General features: G+C 70.5%; 20 protein-coding genes. 5 read left to right on the top strand and 15 right to left on the bottom strand.

Annotated features, from left to right (window positions below):
* Positions 1-134 precede the first annotated feature (134 nt).
* From ACIBN2_RS30100 to ACIBN2_RS30090, 3 genes are all read right to left on the bottom strand, one after another.
* Positions 135-569: a cupin domain-containing protein gene (locus ACIBN2_RS30100; RefSeq protein WP_399138962.1), complete on the bottom strand. Its 435-nt coding sequence runs from the start codon at positions 567-569 to the stop codon at positions 135-137.
* Between the two features lie 195 nt (positions 570-764).
* Positions 765-1373, bottom strand: coding sequence for a DNA polymerase ligase N-terminal domain-containing protein (locus ACIBN2_RS30095; RefSeq protein ID WP_399138961.1), 609 nt, complete (start codon positions 1371-1373; stop codon positions 765-767).
* A gap of 58 nt (positions 1374-1431) precedes the next feature.
* Complete coding sequence (locus ACIBN2_RS30090) at positions 1432-2262, bottom strand: aldo/keto reductase (protein WP_399138959.1); 831 nt, start codon at positions 2260-2262, stop codon at positions 1432-1434.
* 97 nt (positions 2263-2359) lie between these two features.
* On the opposite strand from ACIBN2_RS30090, the gene ACIBN2_RS30085 reads away from it, so the two are divergent.
* Positions 2360-3424, top strand: a complete 1065-nt coding sequence (locus ACIBN2_RS30085) for a LacI family DNA-binding transcriptional regulator (protein ID WP_399138957.1) — start codon at positions 2360-2362, stop codon at positions 3422-3424.
* Between the two features lie 118 nt (positions 3425-3542).
* On the opposite strand, the gene ACIBN2_RS30080 is transcribed toward ACIBN2_RS30085, so the two are convergent.
* The 4 genes from ACIBN2_RS30080 to ACIBN2_RS30065 are packed head-to-tail and all read right to left on the bottom strand — an operon-like array spanning position 3543 to position 8152.
* Complete coding sequence (locus tag ACIBN2_RS30080; RefSeq protein WP_399138955.1) at positions 3543-4928, bottom strand: glycoside hydrolase family 32 protein; 1386 nt, start codon at positions 4926-4928, stop codon at positions 3543-3545.
* Positions 4925-5779, bottom strand: coding sequence for a carbohydrate ABC transporter permease (locus tag ACIBN2_RS30075; protein WP_399138953.1), 855 nt, complete (start codon positions 5777-5779; stop codon positions 4925-4927). Before ACIBN2_RS30075 ends, ACIBN2_RS30080 begins: the two co-directional genes overlap by 4 nt.
* A gap of 13 nt (positions 5780-5792) precedes the next feature.
* On the bottom strand, positions 5793-6746 hold the full coding sequence (locus tag ACIBN2_RS30070) for a carbohydrate ABC transporter permease (protein ID WP_399138951.1): 954 nt from the start codon (positions 6744-6746) through the stop codon (positions 5793-5795).
* Complete coding sequence (locus ACIBN2_RS30065) at positions 6743-8152, bottom strand: extracellular solute-binding protein (protein WP_399138949.1); 1410 nt, start codon at positions 8150-8152, stop codon at positions 6743-6745. Before ACIBN2_RS30065 ends, ACIBN2_RS30070 begins: the two co-directional genes overlap by 4 nt.
* Before the next feature lie 181 nt (positions 8153-8333).
* Here ACIBN2_RS30065 and ACIBN2_RS30060 point away from each other — a divergent pair, with 181 nt between their 5' ends.
* Both ACIBN2_RS30060 and ACIBN2_RS30055 read left to right on the top strand, forming a co-directional pair.
* On the top strand, positions 8334-9860 hold the full coding sequence (locus ACIBN2_RS30060; RefSeq protein WP_399138947.1) for a glycoside hydrolase family 32 protein: 1527 nt from the start codon (positions 8334-8336) through the stop codon (positions 9858-9860).
* 74 nt (positions 9861-9934) lie between these two features.
* On the top strand, positions 9935-10903 hold the full coding sequence (locus tag ACIBN2_RS30055; RefSeq protein ID WP_399138945.1) for a TauD/TfdA dioxygenase family protein: 969 nt from the start codon (positions 9935-9937) through the stop codon (positions 10901-10903).
* 2 nt (positions 10904-10905) lie between these two features.
* Here ACIBN2_RS30055 and ACIBN2_RS30050 read toward each other — a convergent pair whose 3' ends face one another.
* From ACIBN2_RS30050 to benA, 8 genes are all read right to left on the bottom strand, one after another.
* Entirely contained in the window at positions 10906-11937 is a 1032-nt protein-coding gene (locus tag ACIBN2_RS30050) for an LLM class flavin-dependent oxidoreductase (RefSeq protein WP_399138943.1), read from the bottom strand.
* Between the two features lie 93 nt (positions 11938-12030).
* On the bottom strand, positions 12031-13536 hold the full coding sequence (locus tag ACIBN2_RS30045; RefSeq protein ID WP_399138942.1) for a metallophosphoesterase family protein: 1506 nt from the start codon (positions 13534-13536) through the stop codon (positions 12031-12033).
* A gap of 138 nt (positions 13537-13674) precedes the next feature.
* Positions 13675-14622 (bottom strand): MHYT domain-containing protein, encoded by a 948-nt coding sequence (locus ACIBN2_RS30040; protein WP_399138940.1) that lies wholly within the window; start codon positions 14620-14622, stop codon positions 13675-13677.
* A 229-nt stretch (positions 14623-14851) separates the two neighbouring features.
* Complete coding sequence (locus tag ACIBN2_RS30035) at positions 14852-17638, bottom strand: AAA family ATPase (protein ID WP_399138938.1); 2787 nt, start codon at positions 17636-17638, stop codon at positions 14852-14854.
* Between the two features lie 26 nt (positions 17639-17664).
* Positions 17665-18441, bottom strand: a complete 777-nt coding sequence (gene benD, locus ACIBN2_RS30030) for a benzoate diol dehydrogenase BenD (RefSeq protein ID WP_399138937.1) — start codon at positions 18439-18441, stop codon at positions 17665-17667.
* Complete coding sequence (benC, locus tag ACIBN2_RS30025) at positions 18438-19469, bottom strand: benzoate 1,2-dioxygenase electron transfer component BenC (protein ID WP_399138935.1); 1032 nt, start codon at positions 19467-19469, stop codon at positions 18438-18440. Before benC ends, benD begins: the two co-directional genes overlap by 4 nt.
* A 22-nt stretch (positions 19470-19491) precedes the next feature.
* On the bottom strand, positions 19492-19998 hold the full coding sequence (gene benB / locus ACIBN2_RS30020) for a benzoate 1,2-dioxygenase small subunit (protein WP_399138934.1): 507 nt from the start codon (positions 19996-19998) through the stop codon (positions 19492-19494).
* On the bottom strand, positions 19995-21344 hold the full coding sequence (benA, locus tag ACIBN2_RS30015) for a benzoate 1,2-dioxygenase large subunit (protein WP_399138933.1): 1350 nt from the start codon (positions 21342-21344) through the stop codon (positions 19995-19997). Before benA ends, benB begins: the two co-directional genes overlap by 4 nt.
* Before the next feature lie 255 nt (positions 21345-21599).
* Here benA and ACIBN2_RS30010 point away from each other — a divergent pair, with 255 nt between their 5' ends.
* Both ACIBN2_RS30010 and ACIBN2_RS30005 read left to right on the top strand, forming a co-directional pair.
* Positions 21600-22499, top strand: coding sequence for a LysR substrate-binding domain-containing protein (locus ACIBN2_RS30010; protein WP_399138931.1), 900 nt, complete (start codon positions 21600-21602; stop codon positions 22497-22499).
* Positions 22496-23599, top strand: a complete 1104-nt coding sequence (locus ACIBN2_RS30005; protein ID WP_399138929.1) for a mandelate racemase/muconate lactonizing enzyme family protein — start codon at positions 22496-22498, stop codon at positions 23597-23599. Before ACIBN2_RS30010 ends, ACIBN2_RS30005 begins: the two co-directional genes overlap by 4 nt.
* The last annotated feature ends 35 nt before the right edge of the window (positions 23600-23634 follow it).

Genomic DNA, 23634 nt, shown 5'->3' with positions numbered 1-23634 from the left:
GCGGGCCACAGCGAACGGCGCATCAACACGCACGCGGACGGTGCGCTCGCCGCACTGCGCGCGCACCAGAGTTGACACCCGCGGTCGGAGGGCCCGGCAGGCCCCCCGACCGCCCTCCGATCAGCGGTTGCTCATCACTGGAACGAACAGCCCGGGTTCGGCACGTCCTCCGAGTACGGCGAGCCGTGCGGCAGGACGTACAGCACGTCGAGGATCAGCGGGGAGTCGCCCTCGTTCCGGCCGAGGTGGACGTCGTTCGGACCGCCCGGCTCGCGGACCGTGGTGCCGGTCCTGTACAGGCCGTCCTGGGCGCAGTCCGCGTGGTAGTGGGTGAGAGTGCCCTGGCGTACGAAGCCGTAGACGATGCCGTCGTGATAGTGCCAGCCCGTGCTCTGGCCGGGCGGGACGGTGATCTCGCGGAGGACGTAGTCCGTGTCTCCGACGGTGGTCTGGCTGATCAGCTTGCCGGTCACTCCTGGGCCGGGCGGTGTGGCACCGGCGGTGCCGCACGTCAGGAACGTGCCGGTGACGATCGTGGCGACGAGGGCGGTACGGAGCGCGTTGCGCATGCGGAAGGCCTCTCAGGACGGGATGCGAAGATCGAGTACCGCCGTGAACTTAGGTGCCGCGCAAGGGAGTTGGGGCCGGAATCGGGCAATCCGCGTTCAACTGTCGTCGAGTTCCGCGGCGTTCAGCTGACCGCCCGCTCTCGTACGACGTCCGCCGGCCCGTCGGTCACTGTCGAGGAGGCCGGTCACCGCGGCTCACCGCTCCCCGCTGTCGGCGGCGACCTGAGCGAGCGTACGGCCGCTGTTCACCGAGCGTGCCCGGCGCGGATCGGGCGTCCCGTGCCCCTGGGACTTACCGCCCGCCTTGACCAGCAGCCATGCCTCCTCGCCGTCTTCCTTCCCGTCGCGGAACCGGGTGAGCGCGTACTCGCCGTGCAGCTTCGAGCCCTTGAGGCGGAAGCGGGCGTGCCCGTGTTCGAGGGACTCCTCGAAGTCGACGGGCCGCCCCTTCCGGTCGTGGCTCAGCGGCTCGTAGACGCCGTGGTCCCACACGATCACGGTGCCGCCGCCGTACTCGCCCTTGGGGATCACGCCCTCGAACTCCTCGTACTCCAGCGGATGGTCCTCCGTGGGCACGGCGAGCCGTTTGTCGTGCGGGTCGTCGGAGGGGCCCTTGGGGACGGACCACGACTTCAGTACGTCGCCGACCTGGAGCCGGAAGTCGAAGTGCATGGTGCTCGCGTCGTGGATCTGCACGACGAACCGGGGCTCCTCGCCCGCGCCGGCCGCCTGCCCCCGCGGTTCCTCGGTCCGCCCGAAATCGCGCTTGCGGTGGTAGTCCCGCAGCCTCTCCCGCTCGGCCACCTCAGGCTCCTTCCGTACGATGCCGTTCCGCGCGTGGCCGGGTACCCCGGCCTGCGCCTCAGAACTCCTCGTGCACCTCGGGGTCGCCGCCGATGCGCCGGTGGGCCCGGTCGGCGACCGCTTCGAGCTGGGAGGGGCCCAGTTCGAAACCGAAGACGTCGAGGTTCTCACGCTGCCGCCCGGGGTCCGACGACTTGGGGATGGGCACCGCGCCCAGCTGGGTGTGCCAGCGCAGGACGACCTGCCCGGGCGTCACGCCCAGGGCCTCGGCGATGCCGGTGACGACGGGATCCTTGAGCAGGCTGGTGCCGCGGCCGAGGGGGCTCCAGCTCTCGGTCAGGACACCCTTGGCCGCGTGGAAGGCGCGCAGCTCCTCCTGGGGGAAGAAGGGATGCAGCTCGATCTGGTTGACCGACGGAAGCACCCCGGTCTCCTTCTCCAGCCGCTCGATGTGCTCGGCGGTGAAGTTGGAGACGCCGATGGAGCGGATCAGGCCGTCCTCGCGCAGTTTGATCATGGCCCGCCAGGAGTCGACGTACTTGCCGACGCGGGGCAGCGGCCAATGGATCAGATACAGGTCGACGTACTCCACGCCAAGGTGGGCGCGGGACTCCTCGAAGGAGGCGAGAGTCTCCTCGTAGCCGTGGTGCCGGCCCGGGAGCTTCGTCGTCACCACGATCTCCTCGCGGGGGACGCCGCTGCGGACGACACCGCGGCCGACGCCGGACTCGTTGCGGTAGTTGGTGGCCGTGTCGACCAGGCGGTAGCCCGTCTGCAGGGCCTGCGACACCGCGCGTTCCGCCTCCTCGTCGCTCATCGGCCAGGTGCCCAGGCCGAGCGCGGGAAGCCTCGTGCCGTCGTTGAGCTGGTGCGTCGGGATGCTGATCACCGTGGAGCCCTTCCCTCGACTGTGCCGTACCTCCAGCCTCACGGATAGGGTGAGCTGTGATCAACCGGACGGGTGGGGGATGAGGGCGGCGGACGGCATGGGCAGCACCGAGGAGAGGCGGCCGACGGGTACGGGGCGTCCCACGTCACGGGACGTCGCGCGGCTCGCGGGCGTGTCGCACACCGCCGTCTCCTTCGTGTTCAACGGCCGCGCCGAGGGCAACCTCTCACCCGCCACCCAGGAGCGCATCCGCCAGGCCGCCGCCCAGCTCGGCTACCGCCCGGACCCCGTCGCCCGCGGTCTGCGTCGCCGCCGTACGGCCGTGATCGGCCTGGTCACCGACGAGATCGCCTCCACGCCCTTCGCGGGCCGGCTGCTGCGCGGCGCCATGGAGACCGCCTGGGACAACGACCATTTGGTGCTCACCGTCGACTCGGGCGGCGACCCGGCCAAGGAGGACGCGGCCGTCGCCGAGCTCCTCGACCGCCGCGTGGACGGCATCATCTACGCCGCCATGTCCCTGCGCCGGGTCCGCGTCCCCGAGGGACTGCACCGCACCCACTCCGTCCTCGCCAACTGCCTGCCCGAGGACGACTCCCTGCCCGCCGTGATCCCGGCCGAGCGCGCCGGAGGCCGTACGGCGGCCCGGCTCCTCCTGGAGGAGGGGCACCGGAGGGTCGCCGTGATCGGCGGACAGGACGACATCGCCTCGGTCGAGCGCCTGCGCGGCTTCCGCGACGCACTGCGGGCCGAGGGCATCACGGTCCCCAAGGACTGGGTCCTACGCACCGGCGGCGAGATCTCCGGCGGCTACGAGGGGGCGACACGCATCCTGGAGGGCTCACCCGCCGACCGCCGCCCGACCGGCGTCTTCTGCTACAACGACCGGGTCGCGGCGGGCGTCCTGCACGCCGCGACCGGGCTGGGCGTCGAGGTTCCCCGGGACCTGTCGGTGGTGGGCTACGACGACCAGGAACACATGGCCGAGTTCCTCACCCCGCCCCTCACCACGGTCGCTCTGCCCCACCACGCGATGGGCGAGGCGGCGGCCCGCCTCCTCCTCGACTCCATCGACACCGGCCGCACACCACCCGCCACCACGCGGCGGATCGCGTGCCCGGTGATCATCCGGGCGTCCGTGGGACCAGCTCCCACCCGGTGACGGCTGCGGCCGCCGGCTGAGCAGGAGTTGCGCTACGGCTGCGCCCGGTCGCCGGCGTTCATCCCTACCCGCGGGACGGGTGCCGGTCCGCCGCGCTCGGGGGGCGGCCTGCCTGGTGTCAGCCGTGGATTCCCGGGATCAGCTCCCACCCGTCGACCGCGGCCGCCGCGCCCGTCACGAAGAGCTCGGCCACGTCCCCCGGCCGCCGGTAGACGCGTTCGGTGATCGTCGCGCATTCGTCCACGAACACTTCCAGCAGCGAACCGTCGACAAGGATCCGCACCTGCCTGCCGGTTGCCCGTACGACGATCGGCGCCGACCCGTCGGGCCTCGTCCGCGGCCAGTCGCCGCGGTCCAGCGTCACGGTGCCCTCGTCCGGGTCCAGCAGGACGGTCAGTCCGGCGCCGGAGGCGGAGCGCAGCAGGCTCACGGTGGTCGGCACCTGCGCGGTGACGGTGAGGTCGTACGACTGCGGGAGCGGAACCGCCCTGCCGGGTGCGGTGACGAACGGGGTGTCCGCACGCAGGAGCTGGAGCTCCGGTGCGGGTACGACGCGCAGCGTGCCGTCCGGGTGGAGGTCCACGGCCCGTGGCGCCGAGAGGACCCCCGCCCACCCGGCACGGTCGACCTCGCCCTGGTCGCGGGCCTCCCAGGACCAGCCCCACATCAGGGCCCGGCCCGGCTCCTGGAGCACGGCGGGGGCGTAGAAGTCCCGGCCGTGGTCCAGTCGGCCACCGGCTCGTGCCCCGAAGCGCAACTCAGCTTCTCCACACGGCTGGAGACGGCCCGTCAGGTACCCCGTGGCGCACGGGTCTCCGTCCCACAGCGACAGCACGAGCACCCACTCGCCGCCGGCCGTCTCGAACATCTGCGGGCACTCCCAGCCGACCGCCTTGTCGCCGAACACGTCGGCCGCCACCGGGTCGTTGCCGTCGACGAGGACGCCGGCGAACCGCCAGTCGGTGAGGTCGGCGCAGTCGTAGAGGAGGACGGACGGTGTGCCGTCCTCGTGGCCCGCGCCGACCAGTGCCCAGCGCCGTCCGCCGCAGGTGAACACGAACGGGTCGCGGAACATGACCACGTCGAGGTCGGCGGGCGGGCCCGGGACGGCGGGGACGGCCAGGGGTTTCCAGTCGGTGAGCGTCTCGTCGTCGGGGACCACGGCCCGGGCCAGGCAGATGGAGCCGGCGCCTGTGTGGCGGCGGTCCACGCCGGTGTAGACGGCGGTCGGCACGCCGTTGTCGTCGACCACGCAGCCGGACCAGCAGCCCGCCTCGTCGGGGCCGCCGGGTGTCGGGGCGAGCGCGATCGGGTGGTGCTCCCAGTGCGCGAGGTCGGGGCTGGAGACATGGCCCCAGTGGACGTTCGCGTGCACGGGCGCGTCAGGGTTGTACTGGTAGAAGAGGTGGTAGCGGTCCCGCCAACGGAAAGGCCCGTTCGGGTCGTTGACCCAGCCGGCGGGCGGACGGACCCTGAGGCGCGGGGCGTTGGGGTCGAGGTTCAACGGTTGACTCCTGCGGACGTGATGCCCTCGCGCAGAGGACGCTGGCCGATGACGAACACGGCGACGGCGGGGATCATGGAGAGGACGACTCCGGCGAGGACGACGGAGATGGAGCCGGTGCCGAGGTTGCCCTGGAGCGATACCAGGCCCAGCGGCAGCGTGTAGTTCTGGCCGGAGGTCTCGAGGATCAGCGGACGGAAGAACTCGTTCCAGTGGTAGTTGAAGGCCAGGACCCCGACGATGGCGAGGCCGGGTGCGGCCAGCGGCGCGTACACGGACCGGAAGATCCGCCAGGGCCCGGCGCCGTCCAGCATGGCCGCCTCGCCCAGGTCCTTGGGCATGCCCAGGAAGTACTGGCGCATCAGGAAGGTGCCGAAGGCCGTCGGGAAGGCCGGGATGATCAGGCCGAGCAGGGTGTCGGTCAGGCCCATCGACTTCAGCACCAGGAACACCGGCACGATCGTGACCTGCAAGGGCACCATCATGGTCGCGAGGACCAGCCCGAACAGAGGCTTCTTGAAGCGGAATTCGAGGCGCGCGAAGGCGTACCCCGCCAGTCCCGCAGTGACCATCTGGCCGACGGCGATCAGCGCGGTCACCAGCGTGGAGTTCAGGGCGAGCAGCCACACGTCGATCTGGTCGAAGACCCCGCGGTAGGCGGCCGTGGTCGGATGGCTGGGGATGATCTGCGGCGGCAGGTCGAAGGACTCTGCCGGGGTGCGCAGCGAGGTGGCGATCGTGTAGATGACCGGACCGAGGGTCAGCAGCGCGCACACGGTCAGCCCGGCGACGCGCGCCCAGGGCCCGAGCGAGTACCGGGCGCGGCCGACGGACAGGGTTGCTTGGCTCATGGAAGTCACCGGCTCACTGGTAGTGGACGAAACGCCGGCTGAGCCGGAACTGGAGGGCGGTCACCGCCATGATCAGCACGAACAGCAGCACGCCCACCGCGGACGCCTCGCCGAAGCGCAGCTGCTCGAACGCGGTCTCGTAGATGACCATCACGACGGTGCGGGTGGAGTCCCCGGGCCCGCCGTTGGTGAGGACGTACGGCTGCTCGAAGACCTGGAGGGCGTTGATGACACCGACCACGGTCGCGACCAGCAGCGTGGGCGACAGCAGCGGAAGCGTCACGTGCAGGTGCTTGCGCAGGCCGGTCGCGCCGTCCAGGGCGGCGGCCTCGTGGACCTCCTTGGGGATGTTGTTCAGGCCGCCGATGAACAGCAGGAACGAGAAGCCGAACTGCTGCCACACGTAGACGACGACCACGGTGGCCAGCGCCGCGTGCTCCGACGTCAGCCAGGGCACCGGTGCTATCCCGACCAGCCCGAGCAGCCAGTTCACCACTCCGAAGTCCTGGTTGAACAGGTACTTCATGACGACCGAGATGGACGCGGCGGACAGCACCAGCGGGAAGAAGAACGCCGAGCGGAACACCGAGCGCAGCCACGTCGGCATCCGCCCGTTCAGGGTGAGGGCGAGCGACAGGGCGACCAGGAGCTGGGCGGCGACCGCGAACACCATGAAGACGAGGGTGTTGAGGAACGACACGCGCACCGTCGAATCGGTGAACACCGTGCGGTAGTTGGCGAGCCCGGCCCAGCTCGGCGAGTCGATCACGTTCCAGTGGAACAGGCTCAGCACGAGCGAGCCGGCGATCGGCACGACCGTGAACACGACGATGCCGACGACGGTGGGTGCGAGGAACAGCGCGGCCAGCAGCCGGGTGCCGCGCGTGTGCAGGGGCGAGGGCCGGGGTGTGTCCACGGTGGGCGTGGCGGCCCGCGGCCGTACGGCGGGAACCTGGGTGTTCGTCATACGTCACGCTCCATGGCCTGCTCCAGGTCGCCCTGCATCCGGCGCAGCGCGGGGCGCACCGAGCGCCGCGAGGCGAGGGCGGTGCCGGTGTGCTTCAGCAGCACCTCGGTCACCTCGGCGACCTGCGGCGGGGCGGGGATGGGCCCGGTGTCGGGAAACTTTTCGAGGGTGTCGTAGAAGACCTGCCAGTGCTTGGGGCCGGACTCCTGGTAGCGGGCGGCGGTCAGCATCGAGCGGCGCGCCGGGGTGGTCTGGTTGGTGTCGAACAGCCGCATCAGGGTGTCCCTGCGGGCCGCGTACTTGATGAACTCCCAGGCCTCGTCCTGCTTCTTGGAGGTGCGCAGCAGGGCATAGCCCGCCGCGCCGAACTGGTGGCGCTGGGTGTGCCGGCGCGGGAAGTACTGCACGTCGAAGGCGTCGGACTTCATCCCGGCGAGATGCAGGCCGCCCGCCCAGAAGCCGCCCGCGGGCGTGACGCCGACGCGGCCGGTGGAGAACACGCCGACGAGGTTCTGGCCGTTGCCGCCCTCGGGGCGGGTGCAGAGATTCTCCTGGATGAGGGAGGCGAGGTAGTCGTACGCCTCCTCGACGCGCTCGTCCGTGGCCTGCGGGGTCGTCCAGCGGAAGCCGCCGCCGCGGCCCGTGCGCTGGGCGGCCGGGTAGAAGGAGTCCCACAGCCAGGAGCCGCCGGGTGCCTTGGACTCCTTGAGCAGGTTGGTGCCGTTGGCGAACAGCCAGGGAACCACACCGCCCCACAGCCGGTTGGTCCAGAAGTACGGCGTGAACTGGGAGCCGCTCGACTTCTTCATGTCCCGCAGCAGCGCGGTGAAGTCGTCGCGGGTCCAGTCCGGTGCGGGGAAGTCCGCACCCGCCCGCCTCAGCACCTGCTTGTTGAGGTACATGTCGGCGGCGTTGAACTCGACCGGCAGCTGGTACAGGTGCCCCTCGTACATCATCGATTCGACCAGCGAGGGGTGGACGTCGGCGAAGTACTCCTTCAGCTCGGCCGCGTCCCGCTTGATCCAGGGGTCGAGGGCGACCCCGAGGCGCTGCGCGAAGAGCTGCACGCCCTCGGTGGCGACGTAGACCAGGTCGGGTGCGGTGCCCGCGGCGATCTGGGTGAGGATCTTCGCGAAGAAGTCAGGCCAGTCGACGGCCTGCACCGCGTTGATCCGGAGTTTGATGTCCGGGTGCGTCTTCCGGAAGCCCTCGGTGAGCGTGCGGATGGCCTCCGGGCCGTAGGCGGGGCCGAGGGTGGCGACGACGAGTGAGCCGTCGTCGCGCCCGGGGATGTCGGCTCCGGTGAGCCGGTCCCAGCTCGCGGCGGTGCCGGCCAGGGCGGCGGCTCCCGCCCCGTAGGCGCCGTACCGCAGCAGCGCGCGGCGGGTGGTGTGCGAGTCGGTCATCTGAGGGCCTAACTCGTGTTAGATCAGGGTTGACGCCCCAGATGATGGAAAGTGCGGCACGGTCGTGTCAAGGGTCGGGACGACTTGACCTTTAACGAGTTAGGTCGCAGAGTCCTGCATCACATGAGCCGCCTCCGTACGAGAGGAACGACGAGTGATGCGTGGGTTGTCCAGGAGAGCCATGCTGGCCGGAACGACCGCCGGGGGAGCCGCCGTGCTGCTGTCCGCGCCACCGGCCGCCGCCAAACCCAGGGTGGCCAGGGCGGGTTGTGCGAGCTATCGCGCCGCCTACCACTTCACGGTCCCCGACGCCTGGAAGAACGACCCGCAGCGCCCGGTCTGGATCGACGGCGAGTACCACTACTACTACCTCTACAACGCCGACTACCTGACCGGCGCCGTGGGCACGGCCTGGCGCCTGGCCACCACCTCCGACCTGGTCTCCTTCACGGACCGCGGCGTCGCCGTCCCCAAGGACACGACCGTCAACGGCGACGTCTGGTCCGGCTCGGCGGTGTTGGACACGGGCGATACGGCGGGCTTCGGCGCCGGTGCGGTGATCGTCATCGCCACCATGTCACCCGGCGGCGGCACCGACCATCAGGCGCAGTTCCTGTACTACTCCACCGACGGCGGGCGCACCTTCACCCACCACGGCACCGATCCCGTCCTGCCCAGCCCGGGGGCCGGTGCCGACTTCCGCGACCCCAAGGTGATCCGCGACGAGGACCGCGACCGCTGGGTGATGGCGCTCGCCGAGGGCAACAAGGTGGGCTTCTACCACTCGGACGACCTCAAGTCGTGGTTGTACGCGGGCAGTTACGTCAAGGACGGGATCGGCACCCTGGAGTGCCCCGACCTGTTCCGCATCACCGCCGGGGACGGCGCGGCGAAGTGGGTGCTCGGGGTGAGTGCGAACGGCAAGGGCACTGGGCTGCCCAACACCTATGCGTACTGGACCGGTTCCTTCGACGGCAGCGCGTTCACCGCCGACGCCGCGGAGCCGCAGTGGCTCGACCACGGCTGGGACTGGTACGGCGCGGTCACCTTCGAGAAGCGGGACGCGAAGGGCACGCTCGACCCGAGTACCCGGTACGCCATCGGCTGGCTGAACAACTGGGACTACCCGGGCACCACACCCACCATCGACTGCGACGGCTTCAACGGCACCGACTCCGTCGTCCGCGAGGTGACGCTGAAGCCCGGCGCCTCCGGCAGCTACTACCTCGCCTCCCGGCCGGTCTCGGCACTCGACGCCCATGTCTCCCGCACGGTGAACCTCGGCGACGTGACCGTGAACGGGACCAGGGTGCTCGACTACAAGGGCGTCTCCTACGAGCTCACCACCGAGGTCACCTGGGACCAACTCACCGGCGCGGGAGTGCAGTTGCGGCGCTCACCCGACGGCGGCCGGCACATCGACGCCGGTGTCTACGGCGACTTCGCCTTCCTCAACCGCCGCAACACCGTCAACCCGGACTCCTCCGGCAAGTGGCAGGAGAGCCACTCCCCGTTCGACCGTTCCGCGGGCACGGTCAGGCTCCGCATCCTCGTCGACCGCACGTCCGTCGAGATGTACGTGGACGACGGCCGGTACGTGCACTCCAGCGAGGTGTTCCCGTATCTGGTCGACACAGGACTGGCCCTGTTCACGATCGACGGGACGGCGGTGTTCCGGAACACGGTGATACGGGAGTTCTCGGTGTAGAGGGCCGTCCCGGTCGTCGTATCGCCGTCTCCCTGCGAAGATCGGATACCGGACCGACGAGCATCGGAGCGTGTATGACGGCGGACAGGGTGACGGACGCGGCGCGGGCCGCGGGGATCGAGGTGTGTCCGGTCGCCGGGCACATCGGTGCCGAGATCTCGGGCGTCGATCTGGCCGGCGACCTGGACGACGCCGTGGTCGCCGCGATCCGGGCGGCGGTGCTGCGCTGGAAGGTGGTGTTCTTCCGTGGGCAGCGGCTGGTCCACGCGGGACATGTGGCGTTCGCGCGCCGGTTCGGGGAGCCTGTCGTGCTGGGCAAGCGGGGCAGCGCCTCGCCGCCGGACTTTCCCGAGGTCGAGACGACCGCCGACCGGCTGGAGCTGGGCGGGAAGTTCGGCATGGAGCACGAGGAGTGGCTGCAGCGCCGCCGGCATACGCTGCTGCGCGGCTGGCACTGCGACCACGGCGCCCGCATCGACCCGCCGGCCGCGACGATCCTGCGCGCCGAGACGGTGCCGCCGTACGGAGGCGACACCACCTGGTCGAACCTCGCGGCCGCGTACGCCGGACTGTCCGCTCCCGTGCGGGAGTTCGCCGACGGGCTGAGGGCCGAGCACCGGCTCGGCGTGGGCTACCAGCCACGGCCCGGCGACGACTCGTATCTGCGCCATCTGCTGGACCACCAGGTCGCCTCGGTCCATCCGCTGGTGCGCGTACATCCGGAGACGGGCGAGCGGGTGCTGTTCGTCAACGGCTACTACCTCGAGCAGATCACCGGCGTCTCCCGACCGGAGAGCCGGGCGATCCTGGACATGCTGCTGGAGCAGGCGGTGCGGCCCGAGTACACGGTGCGGTTCCGCTGGGAGCCGGGCAGCGTGGCCTTCTGGGACAACCGGGCCACGATCCACCTCGCCCCCAGCGACAGCGCCCACCTCGGCCATCCCCGGATCATGCACCGCGTGATGCTGACCGGGGAAGTGCCGGCCGGGGTGGACGGCAGGTCGTCGGAGGCGATCGTCGGGACCGAACCCGGGCGCTGGTGAGGCTAGTCGGACGGCCGATGGCCAAGCGCCGGGCCGAGCTTCGTGGCCATGTCGGTGAGGATCTGCACGTAGTCCTCGTGCTCGAAGGTGAACGGCAGCGCGAACGCCACCTCGTCCACCTCGCGGAACGCGGCGTGGGCGTGGAGGTGTTCGGCGATCTCCTGCGACGTTCCGACGATGTCCGGCGCGAACAGCAGCCGTGCCGGGCCCTGGGGTGAGGTCGTCCGGGGCGTCCGACTGGCCGCGTACTCCTCGTACTTGGCCCGCTGCTGCGGCGACGCGGAGTCGGTGGGGATGACGACCAGCCCCTGCGAGACACGCGCCGCGTCCCCGTCGGGATGGTGGGCGCGGAAGGCGCGGATGTGCGTGAGCTGGATCTCCGCGAAGTCGAACTCGGGCCCGTCCGCCTCCTCCACCTTCACGACGCTGCTGGTCAGGAAGTTCATGCCCTGCTCGCCCGCCCATCGCGCCGACCCCAGGCTGCCGCCGCCGTACCACATCCGGCGGCCCAGACCCGGGGAGTGCGGCTGCACCCGGTCCGCGAACACTTCGAAGCCGTCGACGCCGCTGAAGTCCGTGGCGCTCTTGCCCCGCACGAAGTCGAGCAGACGCCGTACGCGCTCGTAGGAGAAGTCCTCCGCGTCGCCCGTGTCGGGGTAGAGCGCCTCCTTGACCTGGTCGTAGTGCATCGGCGGGCCGACGCTCACGCCCGGGTTGACGCGGCCGCCGGACAGGACGTCGGACGTCGCGAGGTCCTCGGCCAGCCTCAACGGGTTCTCCCAGCTGAGCGGGATGACCGCCGTGCCCAGTTCGATGCGGCTGGTGCGCTGCGAGGCCGCCGCCATGACCGCGACGGGGGAGGAGATGCCGTACTGGAGGTGGCGGTGGCGCAGCCACGCGCTGTCGAATCCGAGCCGCTCGCCCAGCTCGATGATCTCCAGCGTCGACTCGTGCCCCCGGCGCGGGTCCGCCTCGTCGAACAGCCCGATCGTGAGGAAGCCCAGCTTGCGCAGGGGGCGTGAGGTCGGCGGCATGGGCCCCTCCGTCGTTGATCGTTCCATCGCGTACGGCAGTGCCAACCGCCCTGTGGCCTGCGGTGTTCCCGCGCCGCGCCTCAGGTCGGCGGCTCAGGTCAGGGGGATGGTCACCTCGTCCTCGACCGGCGGATCGATCTCCTGGGCGCGGTTGCCGGTGGCGGCGAAGCAGCGCAGGTGGACGGCTTCCGGAGTGACGTCCAGGCGCAGGAAGCACTTGAAGAAGGGCGGGCTGTACGTCGCCGAACTCGGTGAGAACAGCTGCGTGTAGATCTTGCGCACCGGCAGGCGGAAGCGCGAGGTGCGGTCGGGGCGGCCGCCGGCGCCGAGCAGGCCGGCCACGATGCGGGCACGGCGGGTGACGCGCACCGGTCCGCCCGGGGTGCGGGTCGGCGGGATGCCGAGCCGCTCGGCGATCACGGCCATGGCCTCGTCCTCGGAGAGGCCGAACAGGCGCCGCAGACGCAGCCGTCGTCCGTAGAGCCTGCTGTAGAAGGCGAGGGAATCACCGCGCAGCGGATAGCAGCGGAAGTCCTTCTCGGTGACGTTCGCGATGTCGACGCGGGGGATGGTGTGGGTGGCGTGCATGAACGCACCGCCGCCGCCGGAGACGACGTACTGGATGGTGCGGCCGTCCACCGTGACCGGGTAGCGCTGGTAGTTGTGGATGTCGCCGCCTATAGCCGCGACGTAGTGGTGGTCGGGGTCGCGGACGATGTCGTCGACGGTGCCGTGGCCGCCCTCGATGGTGCAGGGGTGGTGCTCTGCGTCGACGTAGAGGGGCGATCCGGTGACGAGGATTTTCGGGCGGGGGCCCTTGGACACCTCGCGCAGCCAGGCGCCCTGTTCGGCGTCGATGGTGCCGAGCAGGCCGGTGTCGATGCCTATGATCCGCAGCGGTCCGGCGTCGACGGCCCAGTACGGGCCCGGCTGGACGGCCTGTTGGGCGGGAGCGGACCGCAACTGGCGTTCCTGGTCCAGGTGTTGGCCGTCCTGCGGGCGCGGACGGTGCCAGAGGAGGTTGCGTATCCAGGCCCGGGTCAGGGGGCGCGGCGCCGGCTCCGGGGCGAGGGGCGGGGCGTCGTCGCAGAAGACGCGCATGAACCCGCCCAGGCCCTCGTACCAGTCGTGGTTGCCCGGTATCGCGTAGATGGGCGCCTGGTAGTCCTGGTAGGGGCGGAAGAACTTCGTGCCGTAGTCGTCCGCGGTGCCGACGGGGTAGATGACGTCGCTGGCGACCACGGCGAAGTCCGTGCCCTGACTGACCTTCAGGAAGCCCGGTACGACGGCGTATTGGGGATCGTCGCCCTCTCCGGTGTCCCCGATGACCATGAAGGAGAACCGGTCCGCGTCCGTGCGCCGGATCACCTTGTCGGCGGGCGCGCCGGCGGCCTCGCGCTGGGCCACCCATCTGCCGCGTGTGTGGCCCGTGGGATCGCCGAACCAGGACGCCAGTACGCCGTTGCGGGCGGCCCACAACGTCCTGGGGTCGAGCCAGGAGAGCTTCTCGACCTTGGCGGGCATCAGTTGCTTGTACTCGCCGCGCTCGGCTGCGCCCCAGCCGGCGCCTTCGGCGGTATCGCGTGAAGAGTCAGACACCGGTGAACCGTAACAACGATCAAGTGGGAAAGCGGAAGGGGTGCGCACAGTCGGTGCGGCGGGGGTGGGCAAGGGGCTGCCGGGTCCGTCGAGTTGCCCGCCTCCGCCGCACCGGATCTGCGGGTCGGTGGCTGTGGTTCACCACTCGTCGCTGGTGGGAGGTGGCGCCCACTGCGGCGTGGCGGGCGCGGCCGGTCCGTAGTCCTCCTGCCGGGGGCGGGCGGAGATGACGGGGCCGCCGAAGAGAGCGGTGCCGTGTTCCGGAGCGGGCTCCGGTGGTGCTCCGGCCGCGGAGGTCCGGCGGGACGCCGGCTTGAAGCGCGAGCGTGAACCCGAGTCGCTCCACTCGCCGTCACCCAGCACCAGCAGCGGGTCGAACATGACCACCACACCGGCCAGCAGAAGGAAGACGGCGGGACCCAGGAGCATGGGGAACAGCAGAGAGGAGGGCGAATCGCCCGACCAGGCCGCACTGCCGTTTCCGTGCACATGGACGCTGACGGCGGCCATGGCCGTGTAGTGCATGCCGGACACCGCCACCCCCATGACCAGACTGGCTCCGAGGCTCGTCATGAAGCCCCGTACGGTGACGGCCGCCCAGAGTGCGGCGGTTGCCGCGACGATCGCGATGACGACGGACAGGGCGACGGTGACGCTGCTGTACTGGATGTCTCCGTTCATTCGCATCGCGGCCATGCCGATGTAATGCATCACGGCGACGCCGATACCGGTGATCACGCCGGCGACGGCCAATGTCACCTTGCCGGAGCCCCGGTAGCCGACGATGAACACGCCGATGCCGACCACGACGATCGCCACGGCCAGACTCAGCAGAGTGAGTCCCAGGTCGTAACGGATACCGGTCTCCGCGACCTGGAAGCCGAGCATGGCGATGAAGTGCATCGTCCAGATGCCGCAGCCGATCGTCGCGGCGCCGAGTGCCAGCCAACCGGCCTTCCACGACTGTTCGTTGACGAGGGACCGGACGATGCAGCGCAGTCCCAGAGCCCCACCCAGACAGGCCGTCAGATAGGCCGCCACCGGGGTCACCGCGCCATAGCGGAACCCGTCAATCGTGCCTTGCATGCGATAACTCCCCCCAGAGCCACGGCAGATTGTCGAGCAAGGTCTACGGGTAAGTGTGACGTAAAAGCAAGGCATTACCACTGGTAACTGAATGATTCTCAACTCTCACCGGTCAACAGTGGTCACACCAGGGTGAATTCCGGCCAGCGGGTCTTTTCGTGCGTCATATTCGCTCGGCAGGCGCAGAGCGGGCCGCGGCGTCGGGCGTGCCGCTGCCCCAAGCCGGCGGCTAGTCCGAGGGTTCGTCCTCCCGGAAGCTAGCGGCGAGTTCGCTGCGCGAGCGGATGCCGAGCTTGGAGTACACGTGCGTCAGGTGGTACTGGACCGTCTTCACGGAGATGAACAGTTCCAGAGCCGTCTGCCGGTTGGTGGCGCCGCCCGCGACGAGGCGCGCCACCGCCCGTTCCTGCGGGGTGAGTTGGGCCATGCCCGCACTCGGACGTGTGCCGTGCAGGCCGCCCGCCTGGAGCTCCCGGTCGCAGCGCGCCACGTAGGTGCGGGCGCCGAGGGTGGCGTAGGCGTCGCGAGCGTTCATCAGCACGGCGTCGGCGTCGCGGCGCTTGCCCGCCCTGCGCAGGGTCTGCCCGAAGGCGAAGTTGACCCGGGCGCGGTCGTACTGGAGCGGAAGGTGTTCGAGGTGGGCCAGGGCCTGCTCGAACTCCTTGCGTGAGGTACCGATGTCGCCCCGGCCCGCGGTGAGCCGGGCGCGGGCCAGTCCGAGGCGGGCCTGTGCGGAGCGCCGGCGCCGGCGGGCGGCCAGTTCCTCGTGCGGGGCGAGGAAGGCGTCGGCCTCGTCGAGGCGGCCGGTCATCACGAGGGCGTTGGCGTACACGTCGGGCCAGGGCCAGAAGCTCGGCTCGTCGATCGACTCCCGCGCTCCGAGCTGGGCCACGGGTGACAGGGCCTCGACGACCCGGCGGTAGTCACCCCGTGCCTCGGCGACCTGCGCGCGGGCCAGACACGCCGGGACCAGCATGACCTCGTAGTGGTGAAGGCCGACGGCCGCTGCCCGCACATGCCGGTCGGCCAGGTCCCACTCGCCGCGCAGGGCGTGGATCTGGGCGCCGGTCCAGTGCACGAGCGGGCGGGCCAGTTCGATGCGCGCCTCGGCGAGATGGGCGGCGGCCCGCTGCACCGTTTCCAGCGCCTCCGACCAGGCGCCCAGGGCGAATTGGGTGCGGGCGAGCCAGCCCTGCGCCCACAGCGAGATCCTGGTCGAGCCCAGCCGGTAGCCGGTCGGCACGGCCGCTTCGAGCAGGGGACGGGCGGCTTCGGGCGCGTCGAGCGCGAGATCGACCCAGCCGCGCCCGAGCCCGAAACGCTGGGGCTGGGCTCCGCCGGGCAGTTCGGCCGCCGCCGCCTCGTACGTGGCCAGGGCGTCCTCGGCACGGCCCATGGCGGCCAGCCCGAGCCCGAGTACCGCCTCGGACTCGATGGCCGACGGGTCGCCCGGTGTCGCCAGCTCGATGGCCCGGCGGGCCCAGCCGACCATGTCCTTCCCGTCCCAGCGGCCCAGGGCGTGCAGGACGAGACGCTGGCAGACCGTTGCCGTGAGGCCGGGCTCGCGCTCCGGGTCGCAGCGCCGCCATGCCTCGGTGAGCAGGGCCTCCGCCTCGGCCGGCCGGCCCCGCATGATGGCCAGGTAGCCGAGGACGGCGTCGCGCAACGTCCCCGCGGGATAGCTCTCCAACTCGTCGGCGAACGCCATGGCTTGAGGCACGTCGCCCGCCCCGACCATGGCGTCCACCGCGCGCAGCATCCGGTCCTCGCGTGCACCCCGCCCGGTGGTCAGACGCCCTGCCCGTACGAGGGCCTCGGCGACGGCGGCCCATTCCCCGGCCGCGGCACGCTCCCCGGCGTAGCGGTCGAGCGCGTCGGCGAGCGTGTCGTCCGTGGCGGTGGCGGCGGCGACCAGGTGCGCCAGTCGGCGGCCCTCGTCGGCGACGACCTCGGCCGCCCGTCGGTGCAGCGCGACGCGACGGCCGAGCCCGATCCCGCCGAGGACGGCGGCGCGCACCAGGGGATGCGCGAAGACCAGCTTCGCGTGCCCCGGCTCGACGCCGGCCGCCAGCAACCCGGACGACACCGCCTCGTCCGCCGCCGGCACGGGCTCGGCGACCTGCGACAGCGCGGCGGCCTCGGCGAGCGAGGCGTCCGCCCCGAGTACGGCGCTCGCTTCCACCAAGGCACGTGCGTCGGCACCGCACCCGGCGAGCCGGTGGCCGATCCGGGCCGAGGACCGTGCGGGGGCCGGGAGTTCGGGACGCCACTGCCGCCACGTCTCCGGCGGGAGCTCGAGCAGCAGCCCGGTGAGATACCGGGGATTGCCGCCCGTGTGGCGGCAAAGGTGCCGGGCCGCGGGCAGGTCGAGGACGGGACCCGTGGTGCGTGCCGCGAGCTCGCGCACCTCCTCGGGCCCGAGCGGGCCGGGCCGTACGGCGCCGTCGCGGTAGGCGTCCAGGAACTCCAGGGCCGCCAGCACCGACGGCGGCAGTTCGGTGCGGTGCCCCCGGACCTCGTACAGATCGTGCACCTCGTCCCGGGCGATCAGGACCACGAGGACCCGTTCGGCGGACATCTGACGCACTGCGGAACCGACTGCGCGCAGGCTCTCCACGTCGGCCCAATGGGCGTCGTCGATCACCACGACCAGCGGCTCGTGCTCCTGCACGGCCACCCACTGGCGGTGCAGGAGCCGGCCCGTGTCGAGCACCGCCCCGGGAGCGTTCGCATCGGGCAGGGTGCCGCCTGCGGGGTCGCCCCGCAGCAGCTGACCGGCGAGTCCGAGCGGCACGTCCGACTCCCAGGAGACCCCGGACACGCGCAGTACCGCCGCCTGACCGGCGTGCTGTGCGAGGACATGCTCGACCAGTGCCGTCTTGCCGATGCCCGCCGGCCCCTCCACCAGGACGACGCCTGCGTGCCCCGCGCCGGAGGCCCGCACGGCGTCCGTCAGCGCGGCGGCCTCCCGCGCCCGGCCGACGAGGCGTCGTCGCTGCTCAGCGGGGTCTTCCATGGGTCGCACGCTAACACCGGGAACCGTCAGCCGAGGTCGCCGCCGGCGACGGGCAGCACCGTCCCGGTGATGTACGACGCCTCGTCGGAGGCGAGGAAGCAGACCGCCGCCGCCTGCTCGCCGAGGGTGCCGTACCGCCCGAGGAGCGAGGAGGCGAGGGTCTGGTCGATGTGCGCCTGGAACCAGTCCTTCTCCTGCGCCGTCCGCTGCGGGGGAGTGCCGCGGGAGACCCGGCGCGGCGGCGCCTCGGTACCGCCCGGCGCGGTGGCGACGACCCGGATGCCGGCGTCGGCGTACTCGAAGGCGAGGGAGGCGGTGAGCGCGTTGATGCCGCCCTTGGCCGCCGAGTACGGGATGCGGTGGATGCCGCGGGTCGCCGCCGAGGACACGTTCACGATCACGCCGCGCCCCTGTTCCGCCATGGCCGGCAGCACGGCGCGGCAGGACCACAGCGCGGTGAGCAGCGAGCGGGTGATCTCCGCCTCGATCTCGGGCGCGGAGAACTCGGTGAACGGCTTGAAGTTGATCGCGCCACCCACGTTGTTCACCAGGACGTCGACCCGGCCGTGCCGCTCCAGCGCGGCCGCCACGGCCTTCTCGGCGCCCGCGTAGGTCTCCAGGTCGGCGGTCACCGCGTGCGCGTCCAGGCCGGCCGCCGCCTCGTGGACCAGCTCGGAGCGGTCCACGAGGGTCAGGAGGGCGGACTCGGCGGCGAGCCGGCCGGCGACCGCGAGCCCGATGCCCTGGGCCGCACCGGTGACCACCACCGCTTTGCCCGCGAACCGCCCCGGATGCACGCTCACGCCGCCTCCGCCGTCTCGCGTACGGCAGCCGGGGTGAACCGCTCGTAGTGGAAGCTCGCCGGAATCACACCGAGGGACGTGATGTGTCCGCGGACCGCGTCGACCATGGCCGGCGGGCCGCACAGGTAGATGTCCACGTCGCCGTCGTGGAGGGTCGAGGAGTCGATCAGGCCCGTGACGAAGCCCTTGTTGCGGGCGCTGCTCGCTGCGTCGGCCACGCAGTGCTCGAAGGTGAAGGACGGGATGACCTCGGCGTAGTCGGCCAGCGTGTCCAGGTGGACCAGGTCCTGGTCGCCGGTCACGCCGTAGAGCAGACGGACCGGGTGGCCCACCGGCTGCTGCGCCATGCGCTCCAGCATCGACAGCAGGGGTGCGAGTCCGGTGCCGCCCGCCAACAGGAGCGTGGGACGGGCGAGTTGGCGCAGATAGAAGCTGCCCATCGGGCCGGTGAACTCCAGCCGGTCGCCGGGCCGGGCGCGCTCGGTGAGGTAGCCGGACATGGCCCCGCCCGGCACCGTCCGTACCAGGAAGGACAGTTGGCGTTGGGTCGGGCCGGAGCTCATGGAGTACGAGCGGGACTGGCCGGTGCCGGGCACGGCGATGTTGACGTACTGGCCGGGCAGGAAGTCGAGACCGTCCCGCTCGTCCGCGTCGACCGTGAACTCGACGGTGCTGGGGGAGTGGTGGCGGATTCCGGCGAGCGTTGCACCGAAGGTGGCCGCGGACGTCCTGGCGGCGGCCGATGAGGAGGGGATGCGCAGGACGAGATCGCTGTGCGGGGTCATCTGGCAGGGCAGGCAGTAGCCCTGCTCGGCCTCGTCGTCGGTGAGCGCCTCGTCGATGTAGTCGCCGCCGTCGTAACTGCCGGACTCGCACCTCGACTTGCAGGTGCCGCAGGCGCCGTCGCGGCAGTCGAGCGGAATGTTGATACGTGCCTTGTACGAGGCCTCGGCGACGGTCTCGTCCGGACGGCACTCGACGAACCGGGTGATGCCGTCCTCGAAGTTCAGGGCGATCTGGAAGGACATGCGGCTGCTCATTTCGTGCGGCTCAGACGTGGTAGATGTCGACGACGTGGTGCACGTAGTCGTTCTTCAGGACGACCTTCTTGCGCGTGATCAGCGGATCGGACCCGGAGACGTCGAGCGTGTAGTACGACGTGCCGAAGTAGGTGTCGACGGTCTGGTAGCGGTAGTAGAGCGTGAACCAGTTGAACCGCACGTCCATCGAGTCGCCTTCACGGCCGGTGATCTCCACGTTGGTGATGTTGTGGCCGGTGCGCGGTTCGGGGAGGCTGGTGGCGCTGGAGCGGTCGGTGCGGATGCGGAAGACGCGGTCCTCCAGGCCTGCCCGGTTCGGGTAGTGGATCAGGGAGATCTCGCGCTGCGGGTCGGCCGTGAGCCCGTCGTCGTCGGCCCAGGCCGGCATCCAGTACTCGGCGTCGGGGTGGTAGCACTCCAGCCACTGCTCGAACTCGCGGTCGTCGAGGTGACGGGCCTCGCGATAGAGGAACCGGCGAACACCTTCGATGGTCAACTCATCGGTGACCGTGCTCACTTGGTCACCCCCAGGGCCTTGCGCAGGGTGTCGCGCCAGTAGCCGTGCTGGACGGGGTAGAGCCCCTCGTCCTCGGTGCGCACCCCACTGGCGACCGGGTTGATGCCGATCTTCCTGGCGTCCTCGTCCGGACCGTCGATCTGGTGCACGGCACCGCGGCTGAGGTCGTTCCACGGGGCGGCCGAGGCCAGATACGTCTTCTGGCAGGAGCGGAACTCCTCCAGGTCGTCCGGTGTGGCCATGCCGGTGGCGTTGAAGAAGTCCTCGTACTGGCGGATACGGCGGGCCCGGTCCTCGGCCGGCTCGCCCTTCGGCGCGATGCAGTAGATCGTCACCTCGGTCCTGTCGACGGAGATGGGCCGGAAGTGCCGTATCTGCGAGCTGAACTGGTCCATCAGGTAGACGTTCGGATACAGGCAGAGATTGCGGGAGACGCCGATCATCCAGTCCGCCTTGTCGGCTCCGAACTGCTCGGCGAGCTCGTCGCGCCGGCTGTGGAGCGGCCGGTTGGCGGGGTCGAGCCACCTTGTCCACAGCAGCAGGTGGCCGTGGTCGAAGGAGTAGAAGCCGCCCTGCTGCCTGGACCAGCCGCCGGCGTCCATGGTCCTGGTGTCGTTCTTGGACTCGCCGGAGGTGCGGCGGGCCTGGGTGGCCGCGTAGTTCCAGTGGGTGGCGGAGACGTGGTAGCCGTCGGCGCCGTTCTCCGCCTGGAGCTTCCAGTTGCCGTCGTAGTGGTACGTGGACGAGCCGCGCAGCACCTCCAGGCCCTCGGGGGACTGGTCGACGATCATGTCGATCACGACGGCCGCGTCACCCAGATGGTCGCGCAGCGGTTTGACGTCGTCGCTGAGACTGCCGAAGAGGAAACCCCGGTAGCTCTCGAAGCGGGCGACCCTCCTCAGATCGTGCGAACCGTCCTTGTCGAACTGCTCCGGGTAACCCGCCTCACGCGGGTCCTTCACCTTCAGCAGCCGGCCGGTGTTGCTGAACGTCCAGCCGTGGAAAGGACAGGTGAACGTCGTGCGGTTGTCGGTCTTGCGGCGGCACAGCATCGCGCCCCGATGGCTGCACGCATTGATCAGGCAGTGCAACTCGCCCTGCTTGCCACGGGAGATGACCACGGGCTGGCGGCCGATGTACGTCGTGAAGTAGTCACCGATATCCGGGATCTGGCTCTCATGAGCGAGATAGACCCAGTTCCCCTCGAAGATGTGCCGCATCTCCAGCTCGAAGAGTTCCTCGTCCGTGAAGACATTGCGCCGGACCCGGTACACACCGTTGTCGGGGTCTTCCACGAGGGCGTCGTCGAGGATGGTCCGTGCCCGCCTGAAGTCCTCGGCCATCATCCCGTCCCTTCCCTTCCACGCCGGGCGCCCGGCTGTGCGGCGCCCGCTGCCGTTGCTTTTCAGCACCATGGGTTGCTTTTCAGCACCATGTCAGCGCAGTGCGGAGTCGGCCCCGGACATTCCCCCAGGGTTGACTCAGGGGGGTATTGATATCGGCAGCGTCTTAATAAGCTGCAATCAGGTATTTGTGTCGTATGGGATCCCCTCTCTACGCTGAACGCATTCGAGGGCCCCGAAAAGGAAAGGGGCAGCCCGATGGAGCTCAGGCACCTTCGGTATTTCGCGGCCGTCGCCGAGACACGTCATTTCGGAAAGGCGGCGGAACGCCTGCACATGGCCCAGCCCCCGCTCTCCCAGGCGATCCGCCGCCTGGAGTCGGAACTGGGTGTGGAGCTCTTCGCCCGCACCACCCGGCAGGTCACGCTGACCGGCGCCGGCGAGGTGTTCCGCACCGATGTGGAGCACATCCTCAAAGCCGTCGACGAGGCGGTGACGCGCGTGGGCCGCTTCGCGGAGGGCGTGGAGGGGGTGCTTCGGGTCGGCCTGACGGGTGCCGCCTCGTACCGCCAACTGCCCGCCCTGGCACGCCTGCTGAAGAGGGAGCTGCCGCACGTGATGATGGAGGTGCACACCGAGATGCTCACGCCTGCCCAGGAGCTCGGGCTGATCGAGCGCCGCCTCGACGTCGGAGTCCTGCGCCCGCCCGTCCGCCAGGAGGGCATCACCCTCCGCCCGCTGGCCGACGAGCGGCTCGTCGCCGCCGTACCCGCCGAACACCGGCTCGCCGAGGACGACGTCGTCCGGATCGAACAGCTGAGGCACGAGGACTTCATCATGTACGGCGCCACCCTGGGCTCCGTGCTCAACGACGCCGTCGTCCGCAGCTGCCTGGCCGCCGGCTTCTACCCGCACCTCGCCTACGAGATCACCGAGACCTCCGCCGCCCTCGCCCTGGTGGCGGCGGGCCTGGGCGTCGCGGTCCTGCCGGAGTCGATCCGCTCCGCGCCCCGGGAGGGCGTGGTGTGCAAGGACATCGAGGACGCGCTGACGGTGCCGCTCGTGCTGGCCTGGCGTGCGGACGACGAGTCCCCGTTGCTGCGCAACGTCCTCGAGGTGCTGGAGCAGAACGACATGTTCCTTGAAGGAGCGGCATGAAGATCGTCAAGGTGGAGGCCGTCCCCTTCGCCATCCCGTACGCGAAACCCCTCAGGTTCGCCAGCGGCGAAGTGCACACCGCCGATCACGTCCTGGTCCGGGTGCACACCGACGAGGGCCTGGTCGGCACGGCCGAGGCACCGCCCCGTCCGTACACGTACGGCGAGACCCAGGAGTCGATCGTCGCCGTCATCGACAAGATCTTCGCCCCGCAGCTGATGGGCCTGACCGCGCTGGAACGCGAAGCCGTCCACGAGCGGCTGGACCGGACCGTCGGCAATCCCGCCGCCAAATCGGCCGTCGACATGGCCCTTTGGGACATCCTCGGCCAGGCGGCGGGCCTGCCGGTCTCCGGGCTGCTCGGCGGTTACGCCGACCGCATGCGCGTCAGCCACATGGTCGGCTTCGCGCCGGCCGCCGAGATGGTCGCCGACGCCGAGCGCATCCGGGAGACGTACGGCATCACCACCTTCAAGGTGAAGGTCGGACGGCAGCCCTACGGCGAGGACGTCGCCGCCTGCCGGGCCCTGCGCGAGGCACTCGGCCCGGACGTCGGCCTCTACATCGACGGCAACCGCGGCTGGACAGCCTCCGAATCGGCACGCGCCCTGCACGAGATGGCGGATCTCGGCCTGACCTTCGCCGAGGAACTCTGCCCCGCCGACGACGTGCTGGGCCGCCGCTGGCTCGTCGCGCGGAGCCCCATCCCCTTCATCGCCGACGAGAGCGCCACCCGGGCCGCCGAGGTGACACGCGAACTCCTCGGCGGCTCCGCCACCGCCATCAGCATCAAGACCGCCCGCACCGGCTTCACCGCCTCCCAGCGCGTGCTGCACGAGTGCGAGGGACTCGGTGTGGAGGTGGTGATGGGCAATCAGATCGACGGCCAGATCGGCACGTTGTGCACGGTCACCTTCGGCGCCGCCCACCGCAGCACCTCCCGGCACGCGGGCGAACTGTCCAACTTCCTCGACATGACCGACGACCTCCTCACCGAGCCGCTGACCATCGAGCACGGCACCCTGCGCCTGCGCGAAGGCGCAGGACTCGGCATCGGCATCGACCCCGAAAAGCTGGCGCGCTACCGCCAGGACACCTGACACGTCATCCGAGATGTTTCCAAGGGACGGGAAGA

Source organism: Streptomyces sp. NPDC050534 (assembly GCF_044457745.1).
Lineage (GTDB): Bacteria > Actinomycetota > Actinomycetes > Streptomycetales > Streptomycetaceae > Streptomyces.
This window is presented reverse-complemented; position numbering and strand designations above follow the sequence as displayed.